Source organism: Pseudoalteromonas sp. XI10, assembly GCF_001469895.1.
Lineage (GTDB): Bacteria > Pseudomonadota > Gammaproteobacteria > Enterobacterales > Alteromonadaceae > Pseudoalteromonas.
Map to the genome: position 1 here is coordinate 67232 of NZ_LOPY01000051.1, position 14941 is coordinate 82172.

General features: G+C 40.9%; 14 protein-coding genes. 4 read left to right on the plus strand and 10 right to left on the minus strand.

All coding sequences use genetic code 11. The features are described 5' to 3' along the window. Positions 1-3 precede the first annotated feature (3 nt). From AUR67_RS14570 to AUR67_RS14580, 3 genes are all read right to left on the minus strand, one after another. Positions 4-1200: a glycine C-acetyltransferase gene (locus tag AUR67_RS14570; RefSeq protein ID WP_058585828.1), complete on the minus strand. Its 1197-nt coding sequence runs from the start codon at positions 1198-1200 to the stop codon at positions 4-6. Between the two features lie 149 nt (positions 1201-1349). Then, positions 1350-1901: a D-glycero-beta-D-manno-heptose 1,7-bisphosphate 7-phosphatase gene (gene gmhB, locus AUR67_RS14575; protein ID WP_058585829.1), complete on the minus strand. Its 552-nt coding sequence runs from the start codon at positions 1899-1901 to the stop codon at positions 1350-1352. Continuing rightward, on the minus strand, positions 1901-2959 hold the full coding sequence (locus AUR67_RS14580) for a glycosyltransferase family 9 protein (protein ID WP_058585830.1): 1059 nt from the start codon (positions 2957-2959) through the stop codon (positions 1901-1903). Before AUR67_RS14580 ends, gmhB begins: the two co-directional genes overlap by 1 nt. 124 nt (positions 2960-3083) lie before the next feature. On the opposite strand from AUR67_RS14580, the gene AUR67_RS14585 reads away from it, so the two are divergent. Continuing rightward, on the plus strand, positions 3084-3803 hold the full coding sequence (locus tag AUR67_RS14585) for a 3-deoxy-D-manno-octulosonic acid kinase (protein WP_058585831.1): 720 nt from the start codon (positions 3084-3086) through the stop codon (positions 3801-3803). Here the strand turns inward: AUR67_RS14585 and AUR67_RS14590 are convergent, their stop codons facing one another. Together AUR67_RS14590 and AUR67_RS14595 are read right to left on the minus strand one after the other, a co-directional pair. Then, complete coding sequence (locus tag AUR67_RS14590; RefSeq protein WP_058585832.1) at positions 3804-4895, minus strand: glycosyltransferase; 1092 nt, start codon at positions 4893-4895, stop codon at positions 3804-3806. Beyond that, positions 4892-5905 (minus strand): glycosyltransferase family 1 protein, encoded by a 1014-nt coding sequence (locus tag AUR67_RS14595; protein WP_235591846.1) that lies wholly within the window; start codon positions 5903-5905, stop codon positions 4892-4894. Before AUR67_RS14595 ends, AUR67_RS14590 begins: the two co-directional genes overlap by 4 nt. Before the next feature lie 212 nt (positions 5906-6117). Here AUR67_RS14595 and AUR67_RS14600 point away from each other — a divergent pair, with 212 nt between their 5' ends. Then, positions 6118-7692, plus strand: a complete 1575-nt coding sequence (locus AUR67_RS14600) for a capsule assembly Wzi family protein (protein ID WP_058585834.1) — start codon at positions 6118-6120, stop codon at positions 7690-7692. Between the two features lie 33 nt (positions 7693-7725). On the opposite strand, the gene hldE is transcribed toward AUR67_RS14600, so the two are convergent. Together hldE and AUR67_RS14610 are read right to left on the minus strand one after the other, a co-directional pair. Continuing rightward, on the minus strand, positions 7726-9165 hold the full coding sequence (gene hldE, locus AUR67_RS14605) for a bifunctional D-glycero-beta-D-manno-heptose-7-phosphate kinase/D-glycero-beta-D-manno-heptose 1-phosphate adenylyltransferase HldE (RefSeq protein ID WP_058585835.1): 1440 nt from the start codon (positions 9163-9165) through the stop codon (positions 7726-7728). After that, on the minus strand, positions 9165-9755 hold the full coding sequence (locus AUR67_RS14610; RefSeq protein WP_058585836.1) for an SIS domain-containing protein: 591 nt from the start codon (positions 9753-9755) through the stop codon (positions 9165-9167). The genes hldE and AUR67_RS14610 overlap by 1 nt, the downstream gene beginning before the upstream one ends. Positions 9756-9943: 188 nt before the next feature. Between AUR67_RS14610 and waaA the strand changes: the two genes are divergently transcribed. Both waaA and AUR67_RS14620 read left to right on the plus strand, forming a co-directional pair. Further along, positions 9944-11203 (plus strand): lipid IV(A) 3-deoxy-D-manno-octulosonic acid transferase, encoded by a 1260-nt coding sequence (waaA, locus tag AUR67_RS14615; protein WP_058585837.1) that lies wholly within the window; start codon positions 9944-9946, stop codon positions 11201-11203. A 50-nt stretch (positions 11204-11253) separates the two neighbouring features. Continuing rightward, entirely contained in the window at positions 11254-11796 is a 543-nt protein-coding gene (locus AUR67_RS14620) for a DUF1415 domain-containing protein (RefSeq protein WP_058585980.1), read from the plus strand. 75 nt (positions 11797-11871) lie between these two features. Here AUR67_RS14620 and AUR67_RS14625 read toward each other — a convergent pair whose 3' ends face one another. From AUR67_RS14625 to AUR67_RS14635, 3 genes are read right to left on the minus strand one after another with little or no spacing between them, the layout of a single operon-like run. Next, positions 11872-12207 (minus strand): YdbL family protein, encoded by a 336-nt coding sequence (locus AUR67_RS14625; protein WP_054551056.1) that lies wholly within the window; start codon positions 12205-12207, stop codon positions 11872-11874. 9 nt (positions 12208-12216) lie between these two features. Then, positions 12217-12399: a YnbE family lipoprotein gene (locus AUR67_RS14630; RefSeq protein WP_054551055.1), complete on the minus strand. Its 183-nt coding sequence runs from the start codon at positions 12397-12399 to the stop codon at positions 12217-12219. Then, on the minus strand, positions 12392-14860 hold the full coding sequence (locus AUR67_RS14635) for an intermembrane phospholipid transport protein YdbH family protein (protein WP_058585838.1): 2469 nt from the start codon (positions 14858-14860) through the stop codon (positions 12392-12394). Before AUR67_RS14635 ends, AUR67_RS14630 begins: the two co-directional genes overlap by 8 nt. Positions 14861-14941 lie beyond the last annotated feature (81 nt).

The following is a 14941-nucleotide window of genomic DNA, read 5'->3' on the forward strand; positions in this document are numbered from 1 at the left end:
AAATTAGATAACACCCATTTCTTTACCAATACGGGTAAAGGCAGCAATAGCGGTATCTAATTGCTCTTTTGTATGCGCCGCAGAAATTTGCGTACGGATACGTGCTTGGCCTTTAGGTACTACAGGGAATGAGAAACCTGTTACGTAAATGCCTTCAGCAAGTAATTTGTCAGCCATGGCTGAGGCAATTTTAGCATCGCCTAACATGACAGGGATAATAGCGTGGTCTTTACCAGCACAGGTAAATCCTGCTGCTTCCATTTGTTCACGGAAATACTTTGCGTTATCCCAAAGCTTAGCGCGTAACTCGCCGCCATTGCTTAGCATCTCAAGTACTTTAATTGATGCAGTAACAATTGATGGTGCAAGTGAGTTTGAGAAAAGGTATGGACGAGAGCGCTGACGTAACCACTCAACAATTTCTTTTTTACCTGAAGTGTAACCACCTGATGCACCACCAAGTGCTTTACCAAGGGTACCTGTGATGATATCAACACGATCAAGTACACCGCAGTACTCTGGCGTACCTTTACCATTTTCACCAACAAAACCAACCGCGTGAGAGTCATCTACCATCACTAATGCATCATATTTATCAGCTAGGTCACAAACCGCTTCTAGATTACAAATTACGCCGTCCATTGAGAAAACACCGTCAGTGGCGATTAGCTTAGTTTTAGCACCCGCTTCATCAGCAGCAATAAGTTGTTTTTCAAGGTCGCTCATGTCGTTATTTGCATAGCGGAAACGCTTAGCTTTACAAAGACGCACACCGTCAATGATCGAAGCGTGGTTTAGCGCGTCAGAGATAATTGCATCATCTGGGCCTAAGATTGTTTCGAATAAACCTGCGTTGGCATCAAAACATGATGAGTAAAGAATAGTGTCTTCTGTTTCTAAGAACTCAGAAATCTTTTGCTCTAAAGTTTTATGAATATCTTGAGTACCACAAATAAAGCGCACAGACGCAACACCAAAACCATGATCGTCAAGGCCTTGTTGAGCTGCTTTAATTAACTCTGGGCTATTTGCTAAGCCAAGGTAGTTATTAGCACAAAAGTTAATGACCTTATCACCTGAGGCAACTTCAATTTGAGCCTGTTGCTGTGACGTGATAACACGCTCGCTTTTGTATAAGCCTTCAGCTTTCACTTCATCAATTTGCTGCTGCAACTGATTAAAAAACGCAGATGCTCTCATCTGTAATCTCCACATATTCTTGTATCTAACCAGAAATGATTAGCATGACATTAAATTTTGCGCCTATTGTAAAAGCTTAGCCGAACAATTGCACTGTTTGCAGTTCGTCGCAGACCTTAAGGCTTACGAAATAAAACTGGTCTTACCTGCTAAGACTGTAAAACTAAAGCAGGTAACTCAGCTAAAGACTCACAGACTACATCGGCGTGTTGCTCTGTTGACTCGGCATAACTCTGCCCTGAACGAACTAACACACGGGTAGCGATATTAGCTCTTTCAGCGGCAATAAGGTCGCCAAGCTTATCACCAACCATAATGCTTTGAGATGGATCGATTTGATGCTCATCAATGGCTTGTAAAAGCATACCCGGAGCAGGCTTGCGACAGTTGCACTCTTGCAAATAGGCAGGCTCAGCTTTGCTTGGATGATGCGGACAAAAATAGACATCAAGAATAGTAACGCCATGGCGGCAAAACTCGCCCTTCATCCACTCAGTGAGGTTGTAAAAATCTTGCTCTGAATAATAACCACGGCCAATACCTGACTGGTTAGTTACCACCACAATTTTATAGCCCGCATCAGTAAAGGCTTTGCACGCCTCAAATACACCGGGTACAAATTCAAACTCTTCTGGTTTGTATACATAGCCATGATCAATATTGACCACACCATCACGGTCTAAAAATAAAACTTTGCTCATTACAATTGCTCTTTATCTACCACGTGGTCAAACATCGAAATCACCTTTTCAACACTTATTTGCGTCATTAAATCAGCCCCTTTAACGCGTGTTCCCCAAGGTAGCTCTTGCGCTGTTTTGCCTGTTTGCTCACGTAAATTTTGGTGATAAACCTCAACAACATAATCTTGGTATAAATAAGGCCCTGTGCGTTTTGGGTTTGAGTGGGCATACAAACCAATAACAGGTGTTCCTACCGTTACAGCCATATGTGCAGGCCCAGTATCAGGAGCTAACACTAACGCTGCACGTTTCAAAACACATAACAGTTCTTTTAGTTGAGTTTTCCCTACTAAGTTAAGCACAGGAGCCGAACTCTGCGCGATAATTTGCTCGGCAAGTTCAATCTCTAAAGAGGTTGGGCCGCCAGTAATAACCACCGAAAAGCCTTGTTGATGAGCATGTTCAGCAAGTGCAGCATAACGCTCTGGTAACCAATTACGTTCTTTTTTACTTGCCGCAGGCGAGATAACAAAAATACGCCCGGCTAAACGCTCATCGCCTAATAGCGCATCGGCTGCTTGTTGGTGCTGTTCAGTAATTGGCATTTGCCATTGAGGTTTGTAATCAGGGGCCCCTATTGCTTGAGCAAAACCTTTAAAGCCTTCTAATACATGCGCCTCTGATTGCGGGGCAATACGCTTATTAATAAACAAGCTATGTAACTCTTTTGAGCGCGCCCAATCAAACCCCACTTTGACTTTTGCCGGAATACAACGGGCTGCTAGATTCGCTCTGAGTGCTACTTGCATATGTAATAGCACATCAAATTTACGCCCCTTGAACGTATCTTTTAGTTGCTGATAAGCCTGTTTGCCCTGCTTTTTATCGAACACAACAAACTCAACGCCAGGTAAATCAGCCAGTAACATGGCCTCAACTTTACCAATCGCCCAGGTAATTTTTGCCTTCGGATGTGCCTTTTGAATTGCTTGCACTGCTGATACGGCATGACATACATCACCAATAGCCGAAAGCCTTAAAATACAAATATCTGAATAGGAGGTTGATTGAGTCACGTGCGCCCTTAGCTACAGCAAATAATATGCGATCTTAAATTAACTTGATGCTAATGCAAGCACTTATGCGAAAAGCTAAAAATACGGTAAGATAGCGCTAATTTTATTTAATCTTGAAGTTGTTATGTTTGAAACTCAGCATCTGCAGAACACCACCCTTTTGTGTCACCCAGCTTATAAAGATGAGCTCACGCAACAGTGGTTCGATGCCAATTATTGGCAACAGCAAGATAAAATCGTTGGTGCAAAAAAAGGCCGCGCGACAGCGTGGTTTTTTAAACATCAACAACTTACAGGCGTTCTGCGTCACTATTGGCGTGGTGGTTTAATAGGTAAGTTGCTGAGCGATCAGTACTTATATTTTGGTTTAAAGCAAACTCGTGTTTATAAAGAGTTTACACTGATGATTCGCTTAATTGAGCTTGGCCTAAATGTGCCTACACCTATTGCGGCAAAAGTGACCACTCGTGGCTTAATCTATCGCGGCGATATCATTACCGAAGCTGTAACTGGCGCAAAAAGCGTGTTAGATATTTTAATCACGCGCCCACTTAGCCAGTCTGAGCTAAAAGCGATAGCAGTCACTCTCAGCGAGTTTCACAATCATGGCGTCTATCACGCAGATTTAAACATCAATAACATACTGTTCGATGATACAGGTAAGGTGTTTATCATCGACTTTGACCGCGGTGAAATCAAACAGCCACATGCTAGCTGGCAAACAGAGAACATTAAGCGCCTTGCCCGTTCATTTGCGAAAGAGCAAGGCCGTAATGAAGTGATGCATTGGCAGCAAAGTGATTGGCAGTCACTGGTGTGTGACTACCAAGCATTGCTGAACTAATTATCGATTTTGGGCCAATGCTAAATAACTTTCAGCGACTTTTGTTGATGGTATTTTTGATAGTATTTCTGCATCAACAACCTCTGGCTTATCGTTTAACACAGACTCAATAGCTTGAGTTAAAGCCCCAGGGTTATTTGTAGGAACCAAATACTTGGCTAAACTACCCGTTAAGATTTCTTTTGGTCCATGAGTACAATCGGTGCTTACAACTGGCGTACCCAGTATGAGCGCCTCAATGAGAACAGTAGGTAATCCTTCATAATCTGAACTCAGTACCAAAGCATCAGCGCCTTTAATCCAAGCATATGGGTTTTGCTGAAAGCCTGGCAAAATAAGCCTATCTTCAATACCATGCTGGCGACCAAGTTTGGCGGCTTTATTAACTTTATTACATAATAAAACAAGCTTATGGGATGTATTTAAATTAGCAAATGCTGAAAATAAAACATCATGTCTTTTTTGTTTTGCTAAACGACCAACGTGAATAATGTAAGGCTCACTTGGCAATCCTAACTCAGCTTCACTCGCTTTTTTGACTATGCTTTGAATATTGAACGGGTTAAAAATTGTTGTGATACTGCGGGGACTAATCAACTTTTGCTGTTTAATTTCACTTTCAATACCTTCAGAAACACAAATTAAATTTTGTCCTGACAAGCGCTTTTTACTTTTCAGTAAATAATAATAAGCAAATGGTCCAAGTTTCTTTTGTCTATTTAACTCAGCCGTAATTGAGTTATGAATGACATAGAAAACATGTTTAATAGAACTACAAATTAGCAAATTATTACTACGATCTAAATTTGATAGAACGAGATCAAATTCCCCGTTTTTAGATTGGTATTGTGCAAACCAGTTTTCGATATGTTGTACGCTTTTCTTTAGTTGCCAGAATCTATCAACTTTTTTTGCCTTATGGTCAAACAAACATTCAACATGCAGCTGTGATGGTAAGGTATATTCAATCGAGTTCGCTAAACTAAGAATGACAACTTCATGTTGTTGAGCCAGAAGCTCGCCAGCCAGCGTCAGCATCACTTTCTCAGCCCCACCGCCAACCAAAGAATCAATAACTATGGCAACCTTCATTTAGAAATCCCAAACAATAACTCAGACACGCCTTGCAGCATTTCTTTCTTGGCATTATGCGGTTTTATTTTCGCCAAAACGTTTTTAGTTGCTTGATAAGTTGCTGGTTCCAGTAATCGTTTAACAGCGTCACTTAAACTGTCTAACGTTGGGTCAGCGGCTAAAGTTAAGTTACTGTCCACACAGTTTTGCAAACGTTTCGGTTGGTCCTTGGAAATTGCTGCAGCAACAGTGGGGACTTTGAGTGAAATAGCTTGTAATAAACTGTCCCCCGCTGATAACACTGCAAAATTAGCATGTGCTAATACACCAACAAATTTACTTGCATGTAAACTTTTTAAGATGATCAGGGTATCATCTTTAGGTAGATCGTTTGGGTAGTTAGAACCAAAAACAACGATACCTTTCAAACCTGTTTCAGCAGCTATTTTCTTGGCTGCTTGATAAAAAATATCAGCAAATAGCTGTGTTTTTTCACCGTGCCCACCTGATCCAGCATTTACTAAAAAATAACCTTCATTAGTAAGGTTAAATTGAGCTAACAATTGATACGTGTCAGTACTTGATGACTGCGAGAAAAAAGGACCCACATTTACCGGAGGTGACAAAGGAAAGAGCTTAAGCTTTAATCGCTCACTGAAGCTTATTTTTTCAATACAATAATCAGGTTGCGCAACCCAATGTTTATCTATTAAATTTAAACGATTTAGCTTTAAGCCTTTCGCTCTTTTTTTATTATGCTGTGAAATAAACACCACTTTAGCCCCTGCACGCTTTGCTGTTTTCATTTGGGCTGCTCTACCGGCACAATCAAAAACAACCAAGTTAGGCTTAAATGTTTCAATTAATTGATTAACCTTACGCGTTTCTTTTGTCGCTGATTGCTCTATGAGTGTTGTATCAAATGGGCAATCAAAAGCGTAATTTGTATGTTTATTTAATAAAAAGTGGATGTCTAAACGATCGGGAAAACACTCATTTAAATAATGAGCAAATGATAACGAACGCATGTATTCACCTATTCCTTCAGATGATGACACGGGGATAAATAAAAGGCGTTTTTTTTCCATTACACTTTAAATTATAAAATTTGCCAGATTATACATCAAATTGAGTTCCTTTTACGATACCTAGACGAATTGCTCGTTGTGAATTATTTACTGCAATCATCATGTAGGGTTGGTAGACTTCTAGTCCCAAAAAACTAACCGAGAATTAAGCATTGCCTAAAAAAACACTTTTATTACTCGCTCTTGCTAGCGCACTTAGTCTACCTCTAGCTGCTGAACCTTGGGTTAAACCAGACGACTATGGCTTACGAGCCGACATTCAATTATTAGCGGATACAGGAGTGATTAAAGCCCCTGTAACTACATACCCGCTAATGTGGAATAGCTTTATTGATGAATTAAATGACACCACACTAGAGCAATTACCTAGTTTTGTTCAAGATGCTTTACTTCGAGTACAACACAGATATAAAGCCGAAAATACCGAACAGCACAATTTCCATACTGAAGTTTTTCTATCAACAGATACATTACCAGCCACGAGTTTTGGCGCCACCAACACACAAAAATCAGAAGCGACCGTCGCTTATAGTTATTTAGGTGAAAGTTTAGCTGGTAAACTAGCAGTTAATTATCGTTCTGATGGTCGAAAATGCTATCTAGAGGGCATGGAACAATCAGACATAGCTGAAGATCATCAAGCGCTTACTGACTGTGATGATATTACTTTTGACCATAGTTACCTTGCCTATAAAATTGGCAACTGGGTATTTCGTGCAGGTGCAGTTGAACAATTCTGGGGACCTGGTGTTGACAACAGTTTAATTCTCACAGCGAATAGTAAACCTTTACAAGCTTTCAGCATTAGTCGTGAAAAAGCCACCGCTTTTGAATCAGCTTGGTTGAGTTGGATTGGTCCTTGGAGCTTAACAACTCAAATGGCTAAGCTTGAATCAACCCGAGCAGTCCCTGATGCGCTACTTTGGAGTAGCCGAGTGAACTTTAGGCCAATTCAGCAACTTGAAGTTGCTCTAAGCTGGTCTGCACAATGGGGCGGGGATGGTGAACCCCAATCTATCTCTGAATTTTTTGATATGGTTACAGGTAAAAGTACTTGTCCCGATGGTTCGCAAGACTGTACTGAAGCTGAAAAGTCAAAATTAGGCAACCAACTGGCAGGTATTGATTTACGCTGGTCAGATACTCTCTATTCATACCCGTACGCTATTTATGTAAGTACGATTGGCGAAGACGCTAGTAGCTACTTTAAACCCGCAGACAGAGCGTATTTAGCAGGTGTAGAAACAACAATTCCATTTGCAGAGCAAAATATCAAAGTAAACATTGAATACATTGATACTGTGGTTTCATGCTCTGGTGATGAATCTGTGCCTGGTGCTGAAATCTTCAATAACTGCTATTACGAGCATGGTAAATATAATTCTGGTTATCGCTACCAAGGAAGAACGATAGGCTCTACATTTGATAACGACACAGAATCCCTTGTACTTACAGTTCTTGGGCAACATAGAAATGGCAACGATTGGCAGGTTAAACTGCGCCAAGTTGATTACAACAACGACAATGTAGATCTTTACCCTAGCAACCCAGATTTAGGGCATACAATCACTAAAAATGCCATTGATAGCACACAACTAGAACTGCGCTACAGAATGTTAGCATTACAAGGAAGAATCTCTTTCGGTGCTCTGGCTGCTAAGAATAAATCAATGGAGGAATCAGACACTGAAACCTCCGCATTTATGAAATATGAAATGAACTTTTAGAATCAAAAAAGCCAACACATGTTGGCTTTTTTATTAACTTTTGATTTTGCTAATTACGTTTGATGTTGAGCAACCATTAAGAAACTCAAGCACTTCGACTTTTCCGCCATGGCGTAATACATGATCGGCACCGGCAATTTGGTCAACGGTGTAATCGCCGCCTTTTACTAGTACATCAGGGCTAATTTGCTCAATAAGCTTAGCTGGCGTGTCATTTTCTTCAATGCTGCCAAATGGAATAACCCAATCAACTGACGCAAGCGCACTTAATACCATGGCACGTTCATCCAGTGGGTTAATTGGTCTTTCTGGGCCTTTTAAACGAGAGATTGATTCATCATTATTTAAGCCAACAACCAGCCTGTCACCTCGTGCTTTTGCTTGAGCAAGGTAGCGCACATGGCCTGCGTGAAGAATATCAAAGCAGCCATTAGTGAACACTATTTTTTCACCATTTTGTTTAGCAAACTCAATGTGCTGAAGCACATCTTCAAACGGCGTTTGGTAATGCTCGCCAGTTTGCTGCAAATATTGACCAAGCTTACGGCTCAACTCTTCTGGTGACACGGTTGCGGCACCCAGTTTACTCACCGCAATTCCGGCAGCAAGATTGGCAATTTCAACCGCATCTTTTGCAGCCATACCCGCACCAAGCATCACGGCCAATGTTGCAATTACAGTATCACCTGCACCAGTAACATCGCTGACTTCAAGCTGTTGGGCTGCAAAATCATGTTTTTCTGCTTGGCTAATTAACGACATGCCCTGCTCTGAGCGAGTTAACAACATAGCAGCGATGCCTGCTTCAGTGATTAGATCACGAGCGCTTTGGGTTAAGCTTTGCTCAGAGTCAGTTTTACCACCAGCAAGTTTAAATTCGTTTAAGTTAGGTGTTATATAATCAGCGCCACGGTATAAGCTTAAATCAGATGATTTAGGATCAATAAGAACCGTTTTACCCGCTTTCTTTGCAACCTGAACCATTTGTTGAATTAAGCTCAGTGAGCCTTTGTTGTAATCAGAAAACAACACAAAATCATAGTCATCTAAAACCAGCTCTAAACGGTTTAATAACAATTGACTGTGTTGCTCAGTAAAGCTCTCTTCAAGGTCTAAACGAACAACTTGCTGATGACGGCTGATTACTCGCATTTTAGAAATAGTCGGTAAATCGCAAACACTCACTAGTTGCGAGTCAATTTTCTCTGAACTTAAAATTGTTTCGAGGATTTGCCCGCTTTCGTCTTCACCAACTAAGCCTAGTAGGCCCACTTTACCATCTAAACGAGCAATATTTTTTGCGACGTTTGCAGCACCACCGGCTTTGTCTTCAAACTTACTGACTTTTACAACAGGGACTGGGGCTTCAGGCGAAATACGCCCTGAATCGCCATGCCAATATCTATCTAGCATGACATCACCAACGACCAAAATACGTGCCTTTGAAAGGTTTTTTAGTAACGCTAAATCCATTACTTTTGCTCCGCTACAACCATATCGATGGCTTCGCATAGCCAATGTCCGATGAACATATGCGCCTCTTGGATACGCGCTGTTTCATCATTTTTAATGATAATAGGTAACTTAGCGATATCTTTTACTTTACCGCCATCTCGGCCTGTTAATGCGACTGTAAAGGCGCCAATTTCATTTGCTGCAGCCAGTGCGAGGTTGATGTTAGGGCTAGTACCAGAGGTGGTTAAGCCAATCACTAAATCTTCAGGTTTACATAACGCCTGCACTTGGCGCTCAAAAACAGTATCAAAATGATAGTCGTTACTGTGAGCGGTTAAAATTGAAGTATCTGTTGTCAATGCGATAGAAGCAAGTGGACCGCGCTCCAATTTGTAACGTACGACAAACTCAGCAGCTAAATGCTGTGCATCAGCCGCACTACCGCCATTACCAAACCAAATTACCTTACCACCAGCTTGTAAAGCGCTGTGACATACTTCAAGTAATTGCATCACTTCTGGGTGATATGTATCCATCGTTTCAAATAACATTTGATGGCGGTTCAAACTTTCTAAGTAGCTTGCTGCTACAGAATCTAATTCAGGCATGAATATCCCTCTTTGGAACAAACTTTGGCAGGAGTAATAATGTTATTATTCCACAGATTTATTTCTTTGTGTTCAGTTTATCGTACTTTTATGAATATCGACTGGATAATTACAGTTATATGTAGACTAACTATTGGCAACAGCTCGATTAGCGTTAAACTACCCTAAAACTCTATATATTAAAAATTATGGCGCGCATTTTATACTCTTTACTTTTATACCTACTAAGCCCACTGGTTGTTTTTTACCTTTATGTTTTACGTGGCAAAAAGAATAAGGGTTACCGTGAGCATTTTGCTGAGCGCTTTGGCTTTTCTAACTTATCGCATCACGATGTTGTTTTTCATTGTGCCTCTGTAGGGGAAGTGTTAGCAGCAACGCCGCTTATTAAGGCCGTTCAATCAGAAAACCCTGCACTTACTATTTTAGTAACCTGTAATACCCCAACGGGTCGCGAACAGATAAAAAATAACTTTAAAGATGCGGTTAGCTGCTGTTATTTACCGATTGATTTTTTCTTCGCTACCAATCGATTTTTAAAACGAATCCAGCCAAAGGTACTGTGTATTTTAGAAACTGAGCTTTGGCCAAACCTTATGGCGCAAAGCAACAACACCGGCACAAAAGTACTTGTTTTAAATGCCCGACTTTCAGCTAAATCACAACAAGGCTACCAAAAGGTAATGCCTTTAACTAAAGTGATAATGCAATCAATTAGCGACCTTGCTAGTCATAATCAAGATGATGCCAAGCGTTTTATTGAACTTGGCTTAATGCCTGAAAAGGCACGCGTATTTGGCTCAATTAAATTTGATATCACGCCTACAGAAGAGCAATTAAATAAAGTCGCAGCACTTAAAAACCAATATAACAACGAGCGCTTTATCTGGGTTGCAGGCTCTACTCACCCTATTGAACACGAGCTTATTTTAACTGCTCATGAAAAGCTGTTAAAAGCGTTACCTAACGCTCTTTTGATTATTGCTCCACGTCACCCAGAGCAATTTGACAAAGTCGCTGAAGTTTTAAAAAGCTCAAATTTGAGCTTTAGTCGTCGCAGTGAAGATAACTATAACAACCAACAAGTTGTGTTAGCTGATACGTTAGGTGAGTTACAATGCTTATATGGTGTGGCAAACATCAGCTATGTTGGCGGTAGTTTAATCGAGCGAGGCGGCCATAACCCGTTAGAGTCAGCAGCGTTTTCTGTTGGCGTATTAGCAGGTCCTCATACCTATAACTTTGACCACATTTACCCTGAGCTGATTAGTGCTCAAGGAGCTAAAACCGTTACCGATGAGAATCACCTTGCTGACACACTTATCGCTTTGAGCACTGATGTACAAGAGACGATTAAGCTCGGTCAACAAGCTGCGAAATGCGTTGCTAACAATCAAGGCGCCATCAGTAAAACGGTTAATTTAATTGAGCATTACTTAGAAAAGTAAGATAGATAAGTAAAATAGAATAGAGAAATAATGTGACTTCAAAGCAAGCGATGAATCGCCCAGAAATACAAATGCGCGAATGGGTATCAAGCGTAATCGTAAAATACAATTTCTGCCCGTTTGCCCGTAAAGAAGTTGAAAGCAATTGCATTCATTATCAAATCAGTCAGTCTACTACTCTTGATGATGCAGTAATGGATATGCTTGAGCAATGTAGCGCGTTAGACCAACAAGCAGAGCGCGAAACCACTTTGTTAATGTTTGAGCAAGGCTTTAAGGATTTTGAAGAGTTCTTAGATTTAGTCGATTTAGCCAATGCGCTTTTAGCTGCGCAAGGCTATGAAGGTAAGTATCAAATAGCCAACTTTCATCCTGACTATGTGTTTGCTGATAGCGATGACAGCGATGCTGCAAACTATACGAATCGTGCACCTTACCCAACACTGCATTTGATCCGTGAAGCCAGCATGAGTGAAGCGTTAGAAAGCTACGATGAACCTGAATCGATCCCAGAGCACAACATTAAACTAGCTAGACGCAAAGGCATCGACTTTTGGCAGCAGCTGCTGCAAAACTGCATCGATAAGTGCTAACACCTGCCGGCGTTCAATAGATAAAAAGCCAGCAATGCTGGCTTTTTATTTTTTATAGCTATTAAATTTAGTGAGTTATTTTTTTACCCACTCACCGTTCACTTCAATGTAGTGACCCGGCTTAGTTTTTTCGATAGTTTTAGCAGCTGCAAGGGCTTCAACTTGCGCTAACGAAAGGTTATTCTTTTTCGCAAGTTTTAAATATTGCTCTTTACGCTTTGCATTAATTTCATCAACGACCGCTTTTGCTTCGCTATTATTAACCACTAAACCTAAATAGCCTGAGCTGTCTTCACCTACTAAGCCTTGGCTCTTTGCATCATCAAGGCTGATAGCCCAAGCAGAGAAGGATAAACAAACAGCACTGATCAAGGTGATCACATTTAGTTTTTTAAGTTGTAATTTACGCATGTGTGCTCCTTAGAATAATTCGCTGTCATCACTGAATAAGGTATCAAGTTCTTTATCCACTTTTACGCGGATCTCATGGTCAACTTTTACATTTAAGTTGATTGTAATCGGCTCTTTTGCTGCCACCTCAACACGGTGGGTACAGGCACTCAGCATGCCTACTGCCGTCAGCATTACTAACCATTTAGCCATCATTGCTTCCTTTTTTTGCATACTCTTTCTCAACTTTTTGAGTAATTTCATCACTTAAACGCAGCGCTCTAAGCAAGGTAAATACATTCTCTTCATGGTTATAATTAAAGTTCACTGCTTGCTGCTGCGCTTCATTATAACCCTCTAAATTAACACCTAAATGCAACCATCCATCCGGTTTGAGGTTAACACTGCTGCGTAGTTTTTTAATATCTAAATTCTCAAGTAAACTCAGCGTGGTGCTCAGCTCTTGTTGCTGCGCTTTTACAGCTTCAAAACCTGCGTTATTGGAAATCAGTAATTTACCATCACCTTGATTAACTAGCTGCCCTTGCTTTACCTCTATCCCCTGTTTGCTTATAACAACAGGTAAGGTGCCTGCTAAGCGCCCGCTTAAGCTAATGCCAGACTCAGCATCAAGGGTGACCAATTTACTGGCATCAATATTTTCAAATTTAACAGTCGCGGTTTGGTTATCACTGAGTGGGCAGTACTTATTCACCACAAATGCGCCTCCCATAACCTGACCAGTTAGATTAGCTGCGCAAGGCTGATTAGCCGTTACCTGCAACTGACCTTGTATATTTTTGACCACGGCACCTGCGCGCAATTCATTGAGTGTAAATTTAGTCGCTGTAATATTAAGCTGGCCTGAATTAAACGTGCCGTTCAAATTCACTGCAAAATCATTCGCTAGATAATCATTATAAAGCGCACTAAGTTTATCTATCTGCAAATTACCCTTTGCTTGTTGAAGATTTACATCCCCTTTTATATTGCCCGAAACGACTCCATCGGTGACTGTAGCAAGCGGCTCAAACTGAGCAATTATTGGGTTAAGTTTGGATACGGCTTGCTCTGGTATCACCAGTTCAAATGGGTGTGCAACCTCAGACATATGATGACTAACAAGCGCTTCAAAGCCATCTGCAAATACATGATGCGTTGCCTGCAAGGCGCGGCTTTGAAGAGCCTTTGTAACGACAGACAACTTATTTAAGCTAAGCTCTGGTGTTGATAATTTAGCGGCGGTGGTTTTGGCATCAATATCAGCAAATAATTCTCCCACACTGAGGTCTGTACTAAGGGTTAGCTCATTACTTATTTTTACTGCGCTAATATCATCATAATTTAATGATTTAACCTTGCTATTGGCTTTAACAACAAGGTGCTGCTGGGCATTATACTCAGCGTCAATCGCGCTGCTAAAATCAGCTATCTGTGCACCCGATATTAGCGCATTTTTAGCACTGATATTGGTATTCAGTTTAGCTGTAGGACTAGTAAATAACTCATCGATATCTAGCTTTCCTTTAGCCCCAATACCCTCAACCAGAGCAGCGTCAGCCTGAAAGTCTAAAAATCCAGGTAATGACTCCATTGAAAGTTGAAAATCAGCGCTAACGCTGCTTTCATGCAAATGCGCATTGAGTTTAAGCTCATCTATATCTTTACTATTAAAATCAATGCTAACTTGGCTATTAAGTGATGCGAGCGGATCCAGCAAAGAAAGGCTCGTATTACTGACTGCCACCTCACTTAGCCCTTCTGTAGCTTGCAGCTTTACGATTGGGGCTGATAGATTTTTATCTTCTACAATAACTGGTTTTTCAAAGTGTAACTGCCAAGTAAGCGGTAACTGGGCTTCAATAAATGATTGATGCTGTTGATCTGCTATGGAGTTTAAGCAATCTCGGTTTGCGCTAAGCTGATTTTGTAAAGCTGATAAATCCGCGTATAAATGCTGTTGATTTAATTGATACTTAGCACTCAATTGCCCTTCAGTGTTAAAGCCTAGGTCGCACTGCTTTATTGCATGCTGATAACTTGCATTAATTGAGCTTTCAATTGCAACTGTAATTCCATCAAACTTAATCTGTGACTGAGTGGTAAAATGGCTGTTTGTTGGCAATGTTACGAACCGCTCTGCCACTTGCTCATCAAACGTGATGTTGGCTTTGACTTCATAATTAGATATTACAACGTCAGCATTGAGATCCCGTGAAATCGTAAAATGATTTAGACGTTTTTCTTGTATCGCCAGCCTAACAGGGTTTTTGGTAAACGGTGAGACTACGTCAAGCTGCTGAATGCTTATTAGCGGTCTTTGCTCGGGTAATACCAAGGCAAGCTTTTTAAATTCAGTTTGTGAAGTGTCAGGTTGTTGATTATTAGTCTGATTGCTAATTATAAGATTGGCTCGAGAAACACTAACCTGTTGCTTGTTCGCAATAATGCCTGCTAACTCAATTTGCTGCCCTTGGTAGGTTAAGCATAATTTCTCGATATTCAAATCAAGCTGGCGAGTCAATGACCAATCAATGCAGTGAAGCTCAGCGCCATTTTTACTGAGCATAGGCGTTAAATACCACGATGTCAGAGGTAATCTGAACAGATAAGCCAACAGCACCATGCTTAGCACGATACCTAGCAACCCAACACACGCTCGCTTAAAACTCAAAAAACTCTCCTTGCTTCTCGCTTCTCGCTTCTCGCTTCTCGCTTCTCGCTTCTCAGAACATTATAAACAAAAAGGCCACAC

Bases quoted from the DNA above. Each gene is read 5' to 3' on its own strand.
- AUR67_RS14595 (WP_235591846.1), bottom strand. From the start codon at position 5,905: ATGCGTTCGTTATCATTTGCTCATTATTTAAATGAGTGTTTTCCCGAT.
- AUR67_RS14585 (WP_058585831.1), top strand. From the start codon at position 3,084: ATGTTTGAAACTCAGCATCTGCAGAACACCACCCTTTTGTGTCACCCA.
- hldE (WP_058585835.1), bottom strand. From the start codon at position 9,165: ATGGATTTAGCGTTACTAAAAAACCTTTCAAAGGCACGTATTTTGGTC.
- AUR67_RS14610 (WP_058585836.1), bottom strand. From the start codon at position 9,755: ATGCCTGAATTAGATTCTGTAGCAGCAAGCTACTTAGAAAGTTTGAAC.
- waaA (WP_058585837.1), top strand. From the start codon at position 9,944: ATGGCGCGCATTTTATACTCTTTACTTTTATACCTACTAAGCCCACTG.
- AUR67_RS14630 (WP_054551055.1), bottom strand. From the start codon at position 12,399: ATGGCTAAATGGTTAGTAATGCTGACGGCAGTAGGCATGCTGAGTGCC.
- AUR67_RS14590 (WP_058585832.1), bottom strand. From the start codon at position 4,895: ATGAAGGTTGCCATAGTTATTGATTCTTTGGTTGGCGGTGGGGCTGAG.
- gmhB (WP_058585829.1), bottom strand. From the start codon at position 1,901: ATGAGCAAAGTTTTATTTTTAGACCGTGATGGTGTGGTCAATATTGAT.
- AUR67_RS14570 (WP_058585828.1), bottom strand. From the start codon at position 1,200: ATGAGAGCATCTGCGTTTTTTAATCAGTTGCAGCAGCAAATTGATGAA.
- AUR67_RS14620 (WP_058585980.1), top strand. From the start codon at position 11,254: ATGAATCGCCCAGAAATACAAATGCGCGAATGGGTATCAAGCGTAATC.
- AUR67_RS14625 (WP_054551056.1), bottom strand. From the start codon at position 12,207: ATGCGTAAATTACAACTTAAAAAACTAAATGTGATCACCTTGATCAGT.